The 20,010-nt window shown below is 42.8% G+C and carries 12 protein-coding genes; all 12 read right to left on the bottom strand.

Annotated elements, in window-relative coordinates; translation table 11 throughout:
• Complete coding sequence (locus ACSX1H_RS07495) at positions 1 to 2,127, bottom strand: fibronectin type III domain-containing protein (RefSeq protein ID WP_439183224.1); 2,127 nt, start codon at positions 2,125 to 2,127, stop codon at positions 1 to 3.
• A 47-nt stretch (positions 2,128 to 2,174) separates the two neighbouring features.
• Entirely contained in the window at positions 2,175 to 6,872 is a 4,698-nt protein-coding gene (locus ACSX1H_RS07490; RefSeq protein WP_439183223.1) for a hypothetical protein, read from the bottom strand.
• Positions 6,873 to 7,194: 322 nt separating this feature from the next.
• The gene (locus ACSX1H_RS07485) at positions 7,195 to 7,578 is read right to left on the bottom strand and encodes a hypothetical protein (protein WP_439183222.1); all 384 of its coding nucleotides are present in this window, start codon (positions 7,576 to 7,578) and stop codon (positions 7,195 to 7,197) included.
• Between the two features lie 125 nt (positions 7,579 to 7,703).
• The gene (locus ACSX1H_RS07480) at positions 7,704 to 8,105 is read right to left on the bottom strand and encodes a hypothetical protein (protein WP_439183221.1); all 402 of its coding nucleotides are present in this window, start codon (positions 8,103 to 8,105) and stop codon (positions 7,704 to 7,706) included.
• A 171-nt stretch (positions 8,106 to 8,276) separates the two neighbouring features.
• Complete coding sequence (locus ACSX1H_RS07475) at positions 8,277 to 8,993, bottom strand: DUF6261 family protein (RefSeq protein ID WP_439183220.1); 717 nt, start codon at positions 8,991 to 8,993, stop codon at positions 8,277 to 8,279.
• Between the two features lie 89 nt (positions 8,994 to 9,082).
• Positions 9,083 to 9,388: a hypothetical protein gene (locus tag ACSX1H_RS07470; protein ID WP_439183219.1), complete on the bottom strand. Its 306-nt coding sequence runs from the start codon at positions 9,386 to 9,388 to the stop codon at positions 9,083 to 9,085.
• Positions 9,389 to 9,552: 164 nt separating this feature from the next.
• Positions 9,553 to 10,068, bottom strand: a complete 516-nt coding sequence (locus ACSX1H_RS07465; RefSeq protein ID WP_439183218.1) for a hypothetical protein — start codon at positions 10,066 to 10,068, stop codon at positions 9,553 to 9,555.
• A 2-nt stretch (positions 10,069 to 10,070) separates the two neighbouring features.
• Positions 10,071 to 11,225, bottom strand: coding sequence for a hypothetical protein (locus ACSX1H_RS07460; protein ID WP_439183217.1), 1,155 nt, complete (start codon positions 11,223 to 11,225; stop codon positions 10,071 to 10,073).
• Between the two features lie 516 nt (positions 11,226 to 11,741).
• On the bottom strand, positions 11,742 to 12,242 hold the full coding sequence (locus tag ACSX1H_RS07455; RefSeq protein ID WP_439183216.1) for a hypothetical protein: 501 nt from the start codon (positions 12,240 to 12,242) through the stop codon (positions 11,742 to 11,744).
• A complete protein-coding gene (locus ACSX1H_RS07450; protein WP_439183215.1) occupies positions 12,223 to 16,554 on the bottom strand; it encodes a fibronectin type III domain-containing protein in 4,332 nt (1,443 codons plus the stop codon). The genes ACSX1H_RS07455 and ACSX1H_RS07450 overlap by 20 nt, the downstream gene beginning before the upstream one ends.
• 189 nt (positions 16,555 to 16,743) lie before the next feature.
• Positions 16,744 to 18,090 (bottom strand): DUF5723 family protein, encoded by a 1,347-nt coding sequence (locus ACSX1H_RS07445; protein ID WP_439183214.1) that lies wholly within the window; start codon positions 18,088 to 18,090, stop codon positions 16,744 to 16,746.
• Between the two features lie 186 nt (positions 18,091 to 18,276).
• Positions 18,277 to 20,001 (bottom strand): TonB-dependent receptor, encoded by a 1,725-nt coding sequence (locus ACSX1H_RS07440; protein WP_439183213.1) that lies wholly within the window; start codon positions 19,999 to 20,001, stop codon positions 18,277 to 18,279.
• Positions 20,002 to 20,010 lie beyond the last annotated feature (9 nt).

Below are 20,010 nucleotides of genomic sequence, written 5' to 3'. Positions count from 1 at the left end.
TCAGTACTCAACAACAACCTGTTCCATTTGTGAGAAATGGCCATTGGGTAGAATGGCCCGAACATAATAGGTATAGGCATTACCGGGTTTAACTTTGGTATCTTTCATCTCCTTTGTTCCTGCAGGTAATTCGCTCAACAAAGCCGGACTTGCTTCATTTGTGGCTTTGTAAAGCTGTAGCTTGCTCACTTGTTCGCGGTTGTGCTGCCAGTACACCAGAACACACCTATCATTGCGTTTAATTTCATAGCCAAGAAAGGTTATTACCTGTTTTGGAGCCATATTAATTGCTTTTACCGTTAATGGTTGAGATACAGGAGAACGCAAGCCGGCCTTATCATAGGCAAATACCACATAACGGTACTGCACGCCATCTTCCACCTCAGAGTCTGTATAATGATAAAATTTATCGGTGGGCGCTGAGGTATCAAATACCTGTTTAAATCCTTTGGCTTTCTCTTCTGAATTACTCAAGTTTTGTCTGAAGACACGATGATTTACAACATCTCCACTGTAGCTTTTGATGAATTCGATAGATACAGCCCCATTTTGGAGCTTATAGTTACTGATAACCGGTGACTGGGGGGGCACTACATCCGGCTTTTCCAGTTCCAAAACAGCTGAATAGTCCGACATATTGTAACGCTTATCCACTGCCACAAGACTGTAGTACACCCGTTCGTTTAGAGATTTCACAACGGTACTGTCGATATAGCTAGTAGCCTTTATCGGCTCTGAAGTAATCTGCACCATCTCCTCGCTGGCAATATTGGCCTTAAACAAGCGGTATCCTAACAGATCGGCTTCAGTATTCGCCTGCCAGCTCAGGTGTACCACCCCAAGGGTGTCAATCTCGCCGGTCAATCCTGATGGTACGGCCGGAGGAACCGTATCAATGGGCTGTACTAACACGGCATACGACTCTGAGTTATCGCCATCAGCCCCCAGCGCTCTTATTTTAAAATAATTACTGGCTTCGAGCGGACCATAGGTTGTTTGGCGCCAGGCCGGTTGCAAACCCGCTTGAACACTTGCAAATTGTCCATTGGCAGAGGTACTGTGCAGGAGCTCAAAACCGGTTATGTGAGGCTGTCCCTCTTGTGGAAATTCCCAATAGATATCCACATTACCCTCTGCATCAATCCGTGTTTTGTTTATTCTTGCTAAATAGTTTAAACGACTTTTTCCCTCGGCACTTAACACTTCAGTATAAGGGCCCCGGTAGCCAAAACTATTAATCCCCTGCAAGCGGTAATGGTACACCTTATTATTCTGCGGAATGGTATCAACATGAAACATGACCCGGGCAGGCTTCCCATCTTTGTTATTCAGATTGACCAACGGCACATCCGTTAAGGGCTGAAAATTCTGACCATCATCAGAGCGTTCCAAAACGTATGCATTGTAAGTATTTACCAACTGGCTGTAATCCCAGCTAAGCAACATCTGCTGGTCGCCTGGGACAACCACAAAATCAATGGGCTGCGGTAAGGGCTCATAGTCATCAATACTTACATAAACAGAGCCCCTTTTTATTTGGCCCCCATAAGGAATAAGCTCATTAACCGGTGTTAAAGCTTCCACCCGGTATAAGTAATGCTCGTTGGGCTGCACATCGTAATCTGTGTAGCCCCATCCGGCTAATTGAGCGACCGTAAAATCCATATCAGCGGCCATCAGGGCAAAAGCAAAACGCTGCTCTATATCGGCCGACTGGTTGATAACAGCCTCCAGGGCCCCCTGATTGGCCATCTCCACTTCAAAGCTTTCCCCATACAGGGCCTGGGCAACAATAGCCGCCTGGTCATTATCATTGGCCAAAGGTTCCCACTCTGGTAAAGTAAGGGGCTTAAATACTCCCAAATCAATTGCTATTGGAGTATCAAGGACCTTACCTCCCTGACTGATTGTAAAACGGGTCAATCGAAATCCGAATTGGTTCGATTTTTTCCAGGCCAGGGGGTCATCAACGGCCCAACGCAGTGCTATATGATCGGCCTGTATATCTGCCTGCACCTGAACAGTTGCTTCTTTTACAGCTGTATTGGTTTGAGCTTGAACAGATGAAATAACCAGCAGCAGGATGCTCGCTATTATTACTTGGTATGTATGTAAATGATTAAACATTGGCTTATGAGTTTTGAGTTGAAAGTTGAGAATTACCATTCACTTATCTACATTTCAGGATTAAACTTCAGGTTATTACGATACTTGTAGATAGCCTTACTGGCAGGTTCGCCATCTGGCAAAACATACTGTAACTCCACTTCGTAATTTCCTTCCCGCATAAACGGATAGTCATACTCTAACACATTGCGGGCACCGGCTGGTAACTGGCCGGGATTATCAGCATGGTAGTTGGCAATCTGCCGTCTCAGATCTAATAAGTCGGTTTTATACTGATAAGGTAAATCGTAATGGTACGGAAAACGCGTTTGCAGATAGTCCAACCTTACTTCCTGCTCGAGGTAAGTAAGGTAAGACGTTACAAGCGGGATGGCTCTTACCGGTGGTATGCCCAGGCTGTCGGCTTCGCGGCTAAGTCCAAACTTGCCATCGCGAGGTAATCCCTGGTACACAAAGGGTCCAATATCTTTGTTAAAGTAATCATCGCTGAGTGTTGCCTCAACGGTTACCAAGGGCTGATGTGCCGTATATGTACTTCCTTCGAGCTCCACTAAATCAAATGGTTCAGTAGCGCTTACGTAGCTCCCCAGCATAATGATGTCTGATGCCCTTTTAATCCAGTTATTTTGCTGAACCCTCATCGCTTTAATTTTCTGCGCAAAAGTGCTGTAGTGGCTGCTTCGGAAATTGTACCCCAATCGTTCTATTTGAGCCACAGCTGCATTGGTTTGTAACTTTGCTTCCTGTGTATTGATGCGCATGGTATTATCTTCCATATCTTCGACTGCCACTTTAGCTGTCTCCTCAATCTGTCCAACATTAGGCCTGGCGTTCAGCGGGTAACTCACAATTGCCACTCTATAGTTGGTTTCCTTCTTTAACTCGGGCAGCTGATAGTCGATACGGTTGGCCTGGGTGTTATACGAAAACTTAAGCTGAACCGGCTTTTCGTTCTCAGCCAGGAAAAATACATCGCTGTTCCATTTATCGTCGGCAAAAAGATAATCCTGGCCACGTTTTAAAGCGATGAAGCCTTTCGCTGATTCTTTGCGATAGTAGTTTTGCTGTTGTAGCACCGGGTAAGCCATTTTTAGATTGGTCAGCGGGATATTTTCGGGTGCCGTACCTGCCACAAAAGCACGTTCTTCTAATTCGACAGCCTTTTGTCCATCGGTTTTAACCGTTTGAAACACACCATTTATCTGCTCCTGAAAGCTGACTTCAACGACTGCTTTGTAGCTTTGTTCACTCCCCAGTATATCAGTAGAAACAAAGTTGGCCACATCTTTTCCCGAATTCCACTCCACCTTGCCATCAATCGACTTCCCTTGGTTATCCTGTATTTCGAAGCGCTCCAGGATAATTCGGTACACATGGTCGCCATCGTCTTCGGGTATAATAACTGGTTCGCCCACTTTCATGGCGAAGGTGGCCTGCGGCATGGCAAAGACATCCACATCCTTATCTCCTTCGCGGGGCACCACTGATGTAATTATTTTAATACCACCCAAAGGTGCTGCATTAGCCATTTCACATTGCTCACCCAGTTCGAGTTTAAAACGGAACTTACCTTCAACCAGGCCACCAAGCAGGTTGTAGTAACCTCCAACATAACCACGCATCCAGAAAGGATTGGGAGCCTTGGCCTGCAGAAGCACAGCTGCACCGCCTTTTATGATGGGGATTTTTTTACGCACAAAGAACAGCTTGATTTTAATGCCCAATTCTCCCGCCAGATAAGCATAGGCCTGCCCATTGGCATACCAGCCATCGAGCCCAATCTGTTTGTTATCCCGGTTGACACATACTGTTTCGCCATAATCTTTCAGCATGATATCGAAGCCAACACCTGCCTGAAACCGGGCATATAATATCAGAAACGTTAAATCGCCGGTATCCATGGCAAAATGCGAACCAAATGCAAAACCTCGCCCATCACCCAAGGCATTTTCGTCGCGCATGTAATTCAGTTCCTCGGCATCCACTCCCAGGATACGTGCCACTTCGGGTGGCGGCGGCGGACTGCCAGGTATTTTATCGCCCACCATGAAATAGGAGGTCAGCTTAACAAAGAGAGGTCCGACACCGGCTTTGATACCAATAGGATCAGTAGGTGTTCCGATGTGCAGGTAGTTGGCATCAGGCCCGGTATGAAACACCGCCCATCCGGCTTTGCCCCCCTCACCTACACCTGTAAGCAGGTTGCCCGGCGTGGTAATGAATATTTCAAGCTCCCCATGAAACACATCATTTACATAGTCTTTTTCAATACCTATTAGGCCCTTTATATTGGCTGATAAACTCAATGGCTGGCCTTCTTTCAAATCCTTCGCCCGTTCGTACATGGAGGTATCCGACAGCTTGTCCATGGCCTTATTGGCAATAGCTCCCATTCCGCCTAACTGATCCATGGCATTAACCACCTTATCGGCCTGCTTTTGAACCGCATCGGCCAATTCGGAGTTCAGGTCGGCTAAATCGCCAATAATGGGTTTCATCACATTGGCTTCGCCAAAAAAGCCCATACGGGCAATACCTCCATGGGCCGTTGTGGTTATTTCAAAACCCGCCTTTAAAGCCACCGCCCCCTCTTCAAATGCCGACGCAAACACGGCGGCACGCACACCCGTTTTAACCAAACTATCAGGCACATAAGACAGCCCTGAAGATGACTCGAGCATGGAGGCCCCCACCTTACGACTCATCCGGTAGGAGGCGCCGCCCGAAAAACCATTTATTTGAATGGCACCTGCCTGTATTTTCAAGCCCTCCACACTCCCATCGACATACCAGTATTTGAAGGTGCGCCGCCCAAAGATGGCCTCAACTGCAATAGGCCCTAAACTACCAAAAGTGGCATCCACCTTGGCATGAAATCCTTTTCCGAACACCGGATCATTCTCGCGAAATTTAAGACTCCCATTAATAGCCATTACACCCATATTGGTATTGATACCAAACTCAGATATATCCAAACTGTGGTAGCGCCAACTCTGGCATTCATCGCGTGTTACCGAAACCGACTTTATCGTAACTTTACCCTTGGCTCCAAAGCCCTTATCCCCTTGTTCCATCAGTCCTACCTCCAACTTAAAGGTTAAGCCAATCAGATCTTCATTAGTGGTAATGCCAATTTCGGAGACCGAGGCCGGGAAGGAACCAAAGGTCAGCTTATCGTTATACCCCATGTAGTCAACTGCAAAATACGGCTTGGTGGTTTGCAGCACCATGTTCTGAAATTCTACATTGGGTACTTTCAAGGTTGCTTCTTCTGCTGGCTGTTCAGATGCTGACACAGCCATGGTGAGCGAACCCGACAGACAGGCCTTGGGTCGAAACTGTTTGTTTTTAACTGCCAGTTCCACATAGGAATTGGGCAATAGCTCTACATCAGCTTCCCAAAGCGGAAATTTCATTGTTGAGTCGATGCGCACCCCCAGGCGGTATTCCTGCTCTGAAATGAGACCATTATAACCCAGGTAAGCAGTTGAATCAGCCACAGGTAAGAGGAGCTGCCCGTCAAATGAGGCCGCATTGATGCGGCTGGCCACTAACTCCACAGCCAGGTAATCGACCGAATAGGCCCAGGAAGCACTTTGCCCGGTACGCCCTTGTTCCAAAGGAATAAGGTTATTGGCCGAAAACAGTCCCGACACCCCGTAGTTATCGATGAGCATGTGGTAGGCTTCAAGCGAAACAGCCTGCTCCTGACGACGGTCATTAAACATGTGGGGCAAGGTTACTTTTATCTGTTCAAAAAAGATGCCCCGCCAGGTTTCAGGAGCCGGCCCCAGTAACCCATTATCCCTATAATAAGTGGGGAATTTAACCACGGAGCTGTTTTTAAAATCACTCAAGTCCAAAATAGCCTTATCGGCTGAAAATATAAACGCCCCTTGCTGCTCGTAGTTTTCGAGTTGACTGGCCAAGATAAAAGGGCTGATACTGACTTCGGCCAGCAGATCGTTCCAACCGGCCGCTTTAATTTGAAAGGCACCACTTACCGCATGTAAGGGGTTTAAATCGGGTTGATTATCAACAAAAGGAATGATGAGGCTGCGCGAGACTAAGAGCTCGCCATCGAGCGACAGGTTGGCTACCCCGTCACAATTAAGCGTTACATAAGTTTGGCTGGTTATGTCGCCGGTTTGATTGTCATAGCCCCCTTTCAGCCGCACCTCCCATTCGCCATTTCCAAAAGGGATGTAAACATCGCCCAACAGGTAAAGGCGGGCATCGCCGATGATGCCTCCCCCGTGGGACAAAATAACTTTATCGGAGCCAAAAAATAGTTCTTTCGGTTTGCCCTTTTCATCGGTTTGTGGTATGCGAATGCGGGCAAACACGGTTAACTCTGAGTATTCGGGAAAAAAACGGGCGCTACTAACGGCTACTGTATACTCTACGTTATCGCCACCTGAGGAGCCATAGGCCTGGTCCTGGGTATGCATTATGCCAACCGGCAGCTGCACCAAATCATTGGTACTAATGGATTCGATCCAGGCCTGACGTTTCTCAACTTCCTCAATAGAAGCACGAGCCAGGGCGGCCTGTTCGGGTTCATCCGGTGCTTCGGGCAAAGGCATGACAGCTGTATGAACAGGGGTTGGCACCTCTGTCGCCAGCTCGGGAAGTTGAATGTATAAGACCTCATCGTTAATGTGACGGGCATATATAGCATGGCTTAGCCATAAGGTCCAAAACATTAACATCAGCCTGATTACCGTGCGTTTGCTTATTGACATAGTGATAGGTTTAAAAAGAGATTGGTTGAGGGTTGAAGGTTGTGGGGTTCAATTAGGATGGCAGCTTCATTGGCAGCTAGTATTTAAGCTGCGATCCTTACAAGTATATCGCGCGAGGACACGCACGATAACGCGAATCTTGCGTCTTGTGTCTTAAATCTCATATAAAGTTGAGAAGTTGAAAGTTGAGGGTTTCGAAAGGACAAGGCCCGCATCTTTATTTACATATTGCATTCAAGTTGCGATCCTTAAAAACGGGGTCTGAATCAAGAAGAGAAAAGCCCTGCAGGCGGGAAGGCGCTGCAGGGGTATTTAAGTGAAGTTACTTCTTAACGTATATACCATCCATATCGCTAAAAGTCAGTTCACCATTATTAATCTCAAATGTTTGCACATAGTCATCCTGCAGTTCTGCAGGTATTGATACTGCACCACCATTTTCAATTAGTTTTGTAAATTTCATTGTTAACTGGTTATCCTTAACAGAGTAGTTAAAATGAACAACCATTACCAAATCCCCTTCTACAAAAGTACTCGAACCGGTCATATCACCTTTAAAGATTACAACATAATCAGGATAATCTTTATCCACCCAAGTGCCTACTATAGGATGATTAAAATCGTCGTCGTCTTTATCACAAGAGGTAAATACTGATAAACTCATTGCGACCAATACGGTCATTGTTAATACAAATAACTTTTTCATACTAGTTTGTTTTTAAATGTTTATTGAAAAAAAATAGGTTTACAGTTGAATGTTGAGGGGTGTCAAGTGGAAAAGGCTTGCAGCTTTATTGGCATCTCGTTAGAAAGCTGCAAGCCTGAAAAACATTATTTTTTTCTGACATAAGTTATAGGCCCGTCATCTTCAAGACTAAATGTTACTTTGTCAGCTGAGTGAAAAACCACCTCATCAGTAAAAGGCTCCTTCGTAACACTTTGCCCATTCTGTTTAGTAAAGGTTACTACCATATTGTTGCCTTCAATTTTATAGTCGAAAGCTCCGGTTCCCTTATCCAACACGCCGTTATAAAGTTCTTCGTAGTATTCGGTACCTTGCCCACCTTCATTAAAGGTAATCCGCCTTGTAAAATGTTCGCCATCTTCAAATACTTTATGGTACTCCCAGGTACCTATTAATGGATGTACATTGGTATCATCATCTTTATCACAAGCGGTAAATACCGATAAACTCATAGAAGCCATTAAGGCTAGTACAAATACCTTTTTCATACTGTTTAGTTTAAGTGTTTATTGAAAAAAATAAGTTCAGGTTTTTGGGTTCAGAGTTTTGGGTTAAAGTTGAGGAGTTGAATGTTAAGGGTTGAGGGTCTTGAGTTGGATAAGGCTCGCAGCTTTATTTACATTTTGGTTTAAAGCTGCAAGCCTGAAAAAACTTAAAAGTTATACCTCACTTTCCACCACGCTCTGACGGCGTTTTTTAACTGCACGGTTATTGGTATCAATAATTTCCTGTATCAGGCGACCCAAGCCTGCATAACGTGCCTCATCGACCTGTACCATGGCGCGCAGGTACACCACCAGTTTATTATTGATAATTTTCACCACCTGCTCTTTTAGTTCGGTGGCATTGAGCTGTGTTCCTTCATGGGCTTTATCGCCCAAGTAGGCCAATTGAGACGCTTCAAAATCACTTTGGGCCACCCTTAGTTCGCCGATAATAACAGCCAGTCCCGGCAAGGCCGCCACATGTGGCTTAAGCTCGTCCGCCTCCAGCTCGTTGAGCAGCGAAACCGTTAAAGCCGACTGCTGGTTGTAACTCTCGCTCAACAAACTCAGCGTGTATTTGTCGAACACCTTACTAACCACCTGTGCTGCAGTCTTAACAGCAACATCGGGATGATGCAGAAAACCTTGCGTCAGATAGTAAATGGCACGTATTTTAGCATCGCGCACCTCATCTTTAGCCTCCAGTTCGGACTCGGCACGCGTGCGACGAATGGCACTACTGAGGGCTGTAGACTCCTGTTTCAGTTCATTAACCGTATTACTGAGGTGCACATCGGCACTCCAGTTGCCTTCATTAAAAGCATTAATAATCTGCCTGGCTACATTATCAACTTCGCCAATGCGGCTTTTGCTAATTAGTTTTTCAATCATAATCATGTGTTTAGAATTAATATTTGGTGATTTTATACAAGCACTATGCTTACTATCAGGCATAGCTATTTATCCATGACCTGCCCTGTTCAAAAGGAAGCCTTGGGAGTTTGTCCATGCCCTGTTTTATTTGAAAATGATGTCTTGGGTGTTTGCCCATGAGCTGTTTTACTCAAAAAAGATGCTTTGGGCGTTTGCCCATAAGCTGATTTATTCAGAAAAGATGCTTTGGGCGTTTGCCCATGAGCAGCCTTCTCTCCAAAGGAAGCTTTGGGTGTTTGCCCATGAGCCGTTTTCTTAAAAAGGTAGCTTTGGGCGTTTACCCAAGACCTGCTTTTAGTAAAAGCATTTGGGAGTATGCCCACGCTAAGCGAAGTTGGCCACTTCGCTTTCATTACAATGTAGTCTATGACTACTTAACAATGATTACTTGTAGAATTAAAGGCTCAATTTGGTTAATTACCGATGTAAATCCCTTGCACTGGAATAATGTAGTTACAAACTACTGGTTATGGTCGACGAAGTGGAACACTTCGCCGAGCTGCGAATTTCATTAAAATTACCACTTCGAGACTTTGCCGTTTCTTTTCTTACCAGTTAAATCTTCCGGATGTAAAACTACATATCCAATAGCTGAGACTAACGTTATTGCTCCAATCCAGAAAAAAACATGCCCCATCCAATAAGGGGGCTCATATTCATATAAGAACTTATCTCCGACGGATATTTGCTCTATGTTTTTTTGCCCATTCATATGCCATATTTCAACTAAACGTGATGTTCTTAGTTCCTCGGCTAACTCCCTTCTTAGTAATCTTTTCTTTGACTTTAATTCTGTATAATACCACCCCTTTTGTTCTACTTCCACAAAAAAAACTTCATAACTAGAATTATCAACTTCTGATTTTATTCTCTTTATCCCAAAACCTTGCACATTTCCTGAAACAACCTCTAGACCTTCAACATTACGCGGGATTTCAATAAAATAATTAATCCCTGTTATTAAACAGCCAAATCCAAATGGCAGACCAACAAATAAGGCCCGTAAATAACTATATCGCTGCCAAAATCCCATGATTACCTTAATTTATTAATATGTTTTTGAATTAAACTGATTACATCAGGATAGCGTTGTTCTAGTACTTCTTTATTACTTACACTAACTTCATCCCATGCCTTTGATAGCATTAATACTTCTTGATTAATTTCCTTATCTGCAAACTGTTTAAATATTAATGCACAATCAATTATATTACTAAGTCTTTTGTACGAATCAATTACTTTATCGGTCAATAAACCTTTTAATTCCTCATCTGCAACCTTAACTGTTAAATCAGTCAAGCTCTTGACCAATAGTATGGTATGAATTGTACGTCCAAATCTTCCCGTTGAACTGATTACTGCAGAACCTCCTGAATAAAAAGTAGCCGCAATTAATCCAATTTCAAATAGCATCTGATTACTTTCTCTTTCACTCTGGTCAATCATCCAAGCTAGCAATACACCTGGCATTACAACCGTATTATCATCAATATTTACATATTTATTTTTAGAGGCAAAATAAACGCTAACAGTTTCAAAAGGCTTCAAGTAAATGTTCTCATGATAAGATGCGGTTGTGTAAGGATTTCTACTTATCACATGCACTCTAAACCTACCATCACCTTCCAAATGCACAGTGTAACTATTAAGTTTTGAGCTATACATCCAATCAAACCAATTGCTAAATTTAGGATTGCTGGCATATTTTTTATATTTCTCAACAGTACTTCCCATTGGTTGCCATGCAAAGAAGTTTTCAGAATTTGCATTTTTTCCAGCCTCAACAACTGTGCACTTATTCTGCGAATAATAAAGCCAAGCCAAACCGTTTGCAACATTAGAAAAAACTGTCGAACGCATATCTGCCATTGTTTTAATCAATTTCTTTTCATATTCTTTCTCTTTTATTCTTGTTATTAAATGACTTGCCTGGCTTTCATCTTTTACTGTGCTAAATAGTTTATTTATACAAATAGCTTCTCTTGCAGTTAGTGTCGCATCCTGATTCAATATTTTTTCAAAGAAAAAGAATCGCCATTCAGTACTTAACTTTTCAGACATACAGTCAGACATATCAAATATTTCATCAATAATTATATCCGTTGATTTACTACTCAGACCAATAATAAGCTTTTTGAATTGCAAATTATATTCGCTTTCCGAAACCGTAAAATAATTTTTCAGCTTCAAAGCTTGTTCTGGCGATGGCTCAGCTTGTGTATCCCTTACTTCGAAAGTTAGATAGTTACTTTCTTTTCTGCCTATAATAACTCTATTTTCTTCAACAGTAACGTTTGTTACATCAATATCTTCTCAAGCTACCGCACGAGTCCTCTCGTGTGGTTCTATTTAATTACAACAATTCCAATCCAACACCTTGCACACATTATGCATAATTTCTCTAATACAATATCTTTCAGGCTATCCTTGGCAAAAACATCCATCCATTCTAACAAAGTAGACGCCTTCTGGATTATCAATTGGAAATCGACGAAGTCTAATTTATAATTGATAATAGTACTTTTTTAGTTACACCACGGAAAGGATTCGCGCGGTAGCTGGGATAGTTATAAATATAAATTTGTTTGAATCGTGATTATAGGCCAGAGGCCTCCGCATTAACGGAGCAAGCTTTATTTGCAGCGACGTAGCGAGACGCTACGCCGAACAGCTTTGCTTATTTGTTGCTACGTGGAACGGGGGGGACTAATTCTTCTTGTTTCTGTACTGAACAAATGGAATAATAAAGACCATAAATAAAAATGGTATCCCGCTAACAATCATTAAAGTAAAAACAAACCATCCAATTTCCTCATTATTCTCAACCAGTACTTGATTACCACACTTCACTTGCACAAAGTTATACTCATCAGATGTACGATACATCCACACTTTAACTCGCATTCCTTCTTCAAATAACTTAGAATAATCCAAATTAGTATTTATAATTAATTCTTTAGATGAGTCTAATTTTAATGCCATAGCATCATAATTAGATGGAGAAGCTCCTGCATAACCTACTCTTGTGAATTGTTTCTTATCGTATACCTTAACAATTTTTCCCTCCTGATTTTTAAACAAAAACAGTGGACGATTTCCATACATTTTATACGATCCATATGCAAAAGCAAAAACAATAATAATAATAAATACTAAATATCTATAGAGCATATTATCCGTATCTACCCTACTCAACCACTTTTTCATTTTTTAAAATTTTATCTATTTGATTCAAATAATTCGACAACTCACCAATTTCGGTATCCGACAATCTTCTTTTAACATCAGTATTCATCTTAACTACATCCCATAAAGTCCCTATATTTGCATAACCTGTTAATACATCTCTGACTTTCTGCTTTAAAATAGTTCCTTCTAAACTAGGTTTAATGATATAACCAAATATTTGTGAATAACTATCATATAATTTAAGAAACTCTTCGCCTTCATTATTCTGACCAACTTTTTTAATTGCATTTTTAACATCATCATTTACCAATAATAGTTTCATTAGTGCATCTACTTTAATAAAATAATTCCATGCTGTAAGAAATGCTTTGGGAACTCCCTTAGTTACCAAACCTGTAGAACCTAATGTTGCAAGTGAACTATATATAGTTACTCCTTCATTTAACATTTCAGCTAAAGCTTTGTCTGAAGCCTGTTGCCTTAACCACATTAAAACAAAGGCAGGCATGGCAATAACTTTGTCTTCAAAGCTATCCCCTAATTTAAAGTAAGGTAAATCTTTTTCTAAATAAATAACGATAGGTTCAAATGGATTCAAAATACTCTTCGCATTATTATAATCACCACATGTAATAAAGTTATCTATCTCTATGCCTTTTGTTCCATATCGCCATGTAGGAACATCACAACTAGGTGACCACCTAAAGTATGGTGTTTGGTTTTGGGAAATGAATTTTAAATTACCCCAAGTGTTCTGTTCTGTAGTGACTTTAATAAAAATATTACCCCATTCATCAGTTGAAAAGCAATCCGATAATAAAGTGGAGAATTTCATAAAATAAAGGTCAGTTAGCTCTATTATAAATCGTGAATAACACTTTTCTCCCCCTACATCGTGAAGTACATTGTCAAAATAAGCCATTAATCCATCGTTATAAAGCTTATCAAAAAGATATTCGATTTGATTTTCTGGAGTAGTCCTTATAATATCTACGACAATCCTTTCTACTGTTTCCGGTATGTTTGAACCATCATTAATAAGATGCAATAAAGCTATCCGTTGTTCTTGCGTTAGATGTTCAAACAAACATTGAGAAGATGTTGAAAGCAAACTAATAACTTGTTTTCTTGTATAATCACTGTTTTTATATTTATCAATTATTCTCTGTACAAATTGTATTTTTTGCTTTTCGAAGTCTGTATCGTTTGGAGTAAGATAATCGAGTAAAGCTTGCCCATGACTTTTATCTACTTTGATAATAAGTTCTCCAAAATCAAATTTAACAACATCTCCTCTGAATACTTGGGCAACATAGCTTTTATCTGTCTGAAATGTTAAATTTGATGGTATCTCTAGTTCGTTAACATCTTCCGATAGCTCAATAAAAATATAATCGTATGTTTGGTTATCATATAAATCAGAAAAATTTGTAACAGTAACAGTTTCTGAAAACCATTTCCAAGTATCTTTCTCAAATTTGACTTTCCTATCTGTTTTATAGGCACATCTAATTTTTTCTATTACATGTATGGCTTTTTCTGTATCCGAATTTCCTTTTAGTGCTCCCTCCTCATCACCTTCTAAAAATGTAAAAAGCACTATATCGGGGTTATGTATCTTTTCCCACTGGTATTTAAACAGGACTTTGCCATTGGTGTAGTCCATCAGGTTTTCGGTATGGCCCTGGGGTATAACTGTTTCATTACTGCTGCTAAAGGTATGGCGCAGATGAAACACGCCGTGGGCCAGCTCATGAGCCAGTGTTTGGCTATTGCCACCGGTATAGATAAAACCAAACTGCCGCTGTATGGGCATATAGCCCAGCTCCTGTGCGCTACCTGTGTTACGTGTTATATTGGAGTAAAACACATAGTAGTGGTTAGGATTTACAGGGCGCCGGCTTCTGTAGTCGTTGATAATGGCCTTTTGCTCGCCGGTATAGTTGGCATAAAAAGCACTTTCTTCCTCATTTAACTGCTCATAAGGTGCCGTGTAGGCTTTATCAACCGTAATATTAAAGCGCACACCCACACTTTTGTAGATGGCATTCAGGGTTTGCTCCAGCTCCAGGCCGGGCACCTCGCGCCCGTTGGTAGGTATCACCGTGAGGTCGATGTGTTTTTCGCCAGGCAGGTACACCAGCTCAAAAGCGCCAATCACCATATGCTGCTGCAGGGTGTCGCCCCCAGCAAGCTTGCTGCTGCAACGGGCCAGTATGGTTTCGCTGCCATACTGCTCTATCCCGTCAAGGGTAAGCGTGTTGCCGGTAGCCTGTATCACCCGCCCGGTATTCAGGGTCACAAACTCTACACTGTCGGCTACTATGCCTTCCACCACAAAATCGATAAAATCGGTTTGCCGGTACACCACCGATTTACAGGGCAGGTACTCACCTTCTACCTGTGTATATAAAGCCTTCAATTCATCGGGCGCATCGGTCGCCACAGCATCAAAGCCATACAATTGCGAGGCATTGGCCACAAAACGCACTGCCACACCACTGCTACGGTTCAGTGAAGTTAACTTTGCCTGCCCGTTACTGCCGGTAGAGATACCTTGTGTTGTTTGCGCATCGGGCTTACCGTTGGGCGACTGCTCGCCGGCCACCTGCACCCCGTCCTGGTTAATATGATACACCTTGCCGGTTGCATCCACTACCTCGTAAGAGTCAGCACCGGTAAGCACCACCTTCTCACCGTTCGTACCAATTATTGCCACACGCCCGGTTTCGGGGTAGTACTGTATATCGGCTATCTCAAAATCCACCTGGTGCTCCTTTTTGCCCTGGTTACCATCCAGCAGGTTACTCACCTCACCTGTCGATACAATATTTTGCCCGGATGCATCATAGGCCGTTTCAATCATGCCGCGCAGCATCTGGTACTGGCTGTTAATAAAAATACCGTTGAAACTCACTTCGAGGCGCGTATCGGCCAGGTAGGGCACCACAATGTATCCGCGCCCCGTATAGGTACCTTTACCACCATTAACCTCGGTAACAGTTACCGGAAAATCACCGGCCATAAAACTTTCGTTAACGGCAAGGGTAATGAGCGGTTCGGCATTGTCCAGTTCTATTTTAGGCAGCACGCCACACTGATAGGCGGTTTCTGAATCATCTCTGGATGGAGTGGTAAAGCGCTGAATAATGCTGTAGGTAAAACTCTGCTGATCGGCATTGTTACGACAGTGTCCTCCAACACGGTACTCGTACTCGGTATTTTCTTCCAGATTACTCAGGCGGGTTTGCGTATTCGGTGTATTCACCTCAAACCAGGCACTCACTTCACGTACCTCTTCGGTGGTGGTAATACGTTCGCGCTCGCCGGTTTCTTTGTTCTTAACCCTGCGGGTGACCTCTTCTGTTTTATAGCTCACCTTGCGGTATTGAAGGCGGTAGTGGTCAAAGTGTGCAGCTTCCTGCCACTGCACCGTTACACTGCGGGCCCCGGTAATGTGGCTTAACAGGTACATAGGCGCCTCGCAAGTGACAGTGTAAGTAAAATAAAAGATTTCACTACACCCATTATTCTTGAAGAGGGCCTCTGAATTATTCACATCGCCGGTAAAGGCCCTTACCCTCCAGGCATACCTTTTGCCTTCCTGCAGGGGCGGTTTCGACAGGTTATAGAGTAAACTATTGCTGCGTGTTACCTCTGTCCACAGAGGAGTAGCTGCTAAAAAAGCCTGCTCGGGCGACAGGTAGTCATCCCATATCTCAACTAATGAAAATTCGTATTGTACATTGCCTAATCCCTGGTGGCGGGGACTCCAGTTAAAAAACAGGTTAGGCACTGTTGTAGCCTGCACACTCTCGCCCCGCGAAGGCAGGTTCAATACCGGGGGATTACTCAGTGTCAGAAACAGTGGCACCTCGGTACGTTGCGACAAAGGCAAACCAGTGATATGATCATATACGGTAAACCCCAGCTTGTAAAATCCTTCGGGCAAGGGCTCGCGGTACTGAGCCGGTGTGAGCCCCTGCAGATTCTCGTATCGAAACAATGCCTGCATATCCATGTTAGACAAACGCAAGGGCTGGCCCGAATAAATGACGTAAGGATTACTTCCTTGCTGCAACTGCGTACTTTGAATATTCAGGTTATTCCCCGTTAAAGAAACATGCAAACGCACCTGCCGTGAACCTTGTTGCATATCGGCCAATAGCAACTGCACATATACACGAGGCTCAGTTGCCGTTGTGTAATCAGCCAGGCGAACCAGATAAGGCGGCATGGCCTGTACCACCACCTTAACCGGATGGTTTTGCGCCTTTAATGGCATATAAAAAGCGGCCAACAGGAATATAAACAGGATGCGTGTTTTCATGTGTTTATTTTACTTTTCTATAAGCTGAATTCGTCTGGCAATGCAGTATACCCACACCTCTACTTCTATGCGAAACCATAGTTGGCAAAGTTGTATTGTTACAACTCTTATTACATTTTGCAACACCTCACACGTGGATACTTTCAGAAACTGAAATTTAACAAGTTACATTCAAGAAAATATTTCTATCTACTCTTCCACAACATCTGTTTCAGACGCTTCTTTCTTTTTGCGATTAAATACAAAATTGATACCCACACGGGCATTCACATATTTCGCCTTCTCTATATTAAAAGCAGAGTTAATATTATCGGTGACGGCATAAATCTGGAAAGCACCAGCCTTGACCGCCAGTCCCAACCCTAAGTTAGCCGGAGCACCCTTCATCATGGAATAACTAAAAACAGTTGATAATGCACTGCCCGGCGACATACCAACTGCCAGGGTTGTTTCAGGAATCAGCTTGCCATCAGTTATAAAATGTTTGGATACAAGGCCAAAGTTTAGCCAGTCGCGATGCTGATAATCTGCAGTAATATTCATGGTTCCCATCAGGCCCGTGGTAAACGAAGCGGCCTTATCCGTAACCTGAATAGCCTCTTCAATATCACTGAATACATCGCTCAGGTAATCCTCATCCGAAACCGATACATACTCATAGCTAGCCGCTGTTTGAGCTGATAGTTCCTGTAAATTATGCTTCCATTTTATGTAGCCAATGTCGTTAAAGGCAAGTCCCACTGTGAGTTTATCAATCACATTCCAGGTACCTCCAAAATCGAAAGCCCAACCATTATTACCCGTTCTGAAATAATCTTCCACGTCGGCATTGGAGTCAATATCTACCGACTTTACCGTGCCGTCGGCATTGTATTCAATATCCAAAGGCATAGAGGCCCTAACCAGCACGTTACTGTTTACATCAATACCAGTATCATTAGACCGAATAGCCAAATTGAAATGATCGGATTGGATATTGGTACCTCCCATCAGGTACTTTATGCGTGCGCCAACCGTAATTTTGTCGGTTATTGGATAGGACGAACCTATAGCCACTTCGGTGTAATTTATGGTATTTAGCAACATGCTGGCATCGCTGTTTGAGAACGACATTATATTGGCTGCATCCAAGCCATATCGCAGGTCCATTAAGGACTTGGTGTAGTTTAAACGCGATTTGGACCGCTGATTAACATCAAAAGTGAAAAATGATTTACCGGCTTTAAAACCAAAACCTACCACTTGTAACGACAACTCCGCAGCCAACAGGTTATTCTCCTGCAGATTATTGGCTAACTTATCCAGATTGAGTTCATCATTGACTACTGCATCGGCATAGGAAAAACCACTGCTGGCACCATCTATTTTAAAACTCCCCAATGCAGGCATCGACAGATACCAACGATGTACGGGCCTGAATGCCGGGTTGATTTGAGTGGTTTGTGGAACCCCTTTCAAAAATGTCATGGCATTTTCTTGTGCCTGCGCTGTTATCATGAGCCAAACAGCTGCAAATAAAGCAAATACTTTCTTCATCCTTAATGTCTGATTGTAATTAATAGAAAGCTCTATCTAATATTTCAAGAGCTATAAAATTGAATTTTGATAATTGATCCTTATATCACTTTTCCTTCACCTTAACCACGGCTTCGCCCCCTCAGTCCCATTATTGGTCTGTCAAAAAAATTCCGTTAAGTCAGATACAGCTCTGCACTAATTGCTTTAGAAGCTATAATTGTATCCAAATGTCACTGTCAGATCCTGAATGTCTTTAAGTGACTCATTACTGGTATTTCTGTACATCTGAACGGCATTGATATTCAGACTGTGTTTTTTCCAAAAGGTATAGGCTCCAAGCAGACGCAAATTGATAATATCGCTACTCCCGCTAATTGATTGATCATGATTGTAGGCAACACCTCCACTGACGCTCAAACGACCGTGCAACCACTGCTTGCCCACATTAACGCTGCCACCATACATCTGAGCATCCTCAAAGCCGATAGTGTTGTAGGTGTAGTTCACTGAAGTATTTAAATTCACTTCGCGGTATAGCCAGAATATGGCATGCGCCAAGGCCGCATTATGTACCGATGATGCATCACCCGTTCGAACTACATCGCCTTGTTTATTAGCCACATCATTAAGATTGTAACTAAAATTAAGATTTTGAGTTTGTTGCTTATCTGCTCTAAGCGCATAATTAAGGTTGAAGGATGCCGTGCGAACAATTTGCTTAAAGTCGAGCGTATCCAATGTATTATCAACTGTTGATGCATCATTAATGAGCTCAAACTGGTTCAGCTTCATATTCGTGTATGTCGTAAAATCAGACACATTAACCTGAAGACTGAGTTTATCGGTACATTGAGCATTAACATTTAAAGCAGCCACCCAACGTCCCGTTTCTGCGCCCTTCTGCCCTTTGAGGTTATCACGCTGATATCCGCCATTAAACGCAACATTTACCTTCCCTTTAAAAAACTGACGTGTAAGATTCAGGGTAAGGTTTTCAAAATCATTATTAAAGTAGTAGGCACCCAGGGTTCTGTATTCAGGATCTATCCATTCATATTGGAGTCCAACGGTCATTTTATTGAAGAATAAGTTTACCCCTCCCTTATAAGCCTGATTGACCTGCGTACTCGTTCGGTTGTTGAAAAAATAAGCCGCTAAACCATCAGGGTTCACACTTGCCGCCCCTGCACGTAAATCATTGGTCAATGCCGATGAGGCATATTCGGCAAACAATTCGACCTGACGAGATATTTTAACCTTCCCCATAACACTCAGCACCAGATTCTCCTGAGGTAATACCTGCTTACTTTCAGGTACTGAATCCAGCGAGTGCAGGTCATCCTTTGCATAAAAGCCTATGGCTCCAATACTAAACTTGTCAGCATCCCATATTAGACGAGTCCCATACCCCATCCGCCTAAAGGCAGGGAGGGTGTTAGGATTAACATCATCATTAACCGCTGTTAGCAATCGCCCACCCATGACACTCACCTTTAAAGGCAATTTAGGTGGCGCCAGATCCAAACCTCCTCCAGTGAATAAATGTCCGTTAAGTGTATAGGGTGAGAAGTTCATTGCCACATCTCCGATATGGCCTTGAATCCACTTATAGCGAGGGTTCAATGAAAGACGATTGAATTTAAATGGCAACTCATATCCCAGGTTTTTGCCTTGATTAGTTAAGCTGTAACTAACCGGCATGGACCACGATAGAAAACCAAAATTTAAACGCCCCTGCAAATAGTAAGTATAAGCCTGGCGACCGGCAAAGGGCTGATTAGAGTGGTAGAAAATATTATTGGCAGATAAGCCACCGGTTAAACTAAAAGCTTCACCAGACTTGATTTTTTCTACCTGCTGTTTAATATCCTCATCAACACTCTCCAGATCAACAGACTGGGCGATTGCTATTTGGCTAAATATAAACATTGCTGATAA

The organism is Carboxylicivirga taeanensis, from assembly GCF_051851475.1.
GTDB lineage: Bacteria > Bacteroidota > Bacteroidia > Bacteroidales > Marinilabiliaceae > Carboxylicivirga > Carboxylicivirga taeanensis.
Note: the sequence above shows the minus strand (reverse complement) of the source record. Positions and strands in the feature narration are given on the sequence as shown.

What these genes read in the sequence shown, in the direction of transcription:
- ACSX1H_RS07465 (WP_439183218.1), bottom strand. Translation starts at nt 10,068, where the DNA reads ATGGGATTTTGGCAGCGATATAGTTATTTACGGGCCTTATTTGTTGGT.
- ACSX1H_RS07490 (WP_439183223.1), bottom strand. Translation starts at nt 6,872, where the DNA reads ATGTCAATAAGCAAACGCACGGTAATCAGGCTGATGTTAATGTTTTGG.
- ACSX1H_RS07445 (WP_439183214.1), bottom strand. Translation starts at nt 18,090, where the DNA reads ATGAAGAAAGTATTTGCTTTATTTGCAGCTGTTTGGCTCATGATAACA.
- ACSX1H_RS07440 (WP_439183213.1), bottom strand. Translation starts at nt 20,001, where the DNA reads ATGTTTATATTTAGCCAAATAGCAATCGCCCAGTCTGTTGATCTGGAG.
- ACSX1H_RS07470 (WP_439183219.1), bottom strand. Translation starts at nt 9,388, where the DNA reads ATGAAAGCGAAGTGGCCAACTTCGCTTAGCGTGGGCATACTCCCAAAT.
- ACSX1H_RS07495 (WP_439183224.1), bottom strand. Translation starts at nt 2,127, where the DNA reads ATGTTTAATCATTTACATACATACCAAGTAATAATAGCGAGCATCCTG.
- ACSX1H_RS07475 (WP_439183220.1), bottom strand. Translation starts at nt 8,993, where the DNA reads ATGATTGAAAAACTAATTAGCAAAAGCCGCATTGGCGAAGTTGATAAT.
- ACSX1H_RS07480 (WP_439183221.1), bottom strand. Translation starts at nt 8,105, where the DNA reads ATGAAAAAGGTATTTGTACTAGCCTTAATGGCTTCTATGAGTTTATCG.
- ACSX1H_RS07485 (WP_439183222.1), bottom strand. Translation starts at nt 7,578, where the DNA reads ATGAAAAAGTTATTTGTATTAACAATGACCGTATTGGTCGCAATGAGT.
- ACSX1H_RS07455 (WP_439183216.1), bottom strand. Translation starts at nt 12,242, where the DNA reads ATGAAAAAGTGGTTGAGTAGGGTAGATACGGATAATATGCTCTATAGA.
- ACSX1H_RS07450 (WP_439183215.1), bottom strand. Translation starts at nt 16,554, where the DNA reads ATGAAAACACGCATCCTGTTTATATTCCTGTTGGCCGCTTTTTATATG.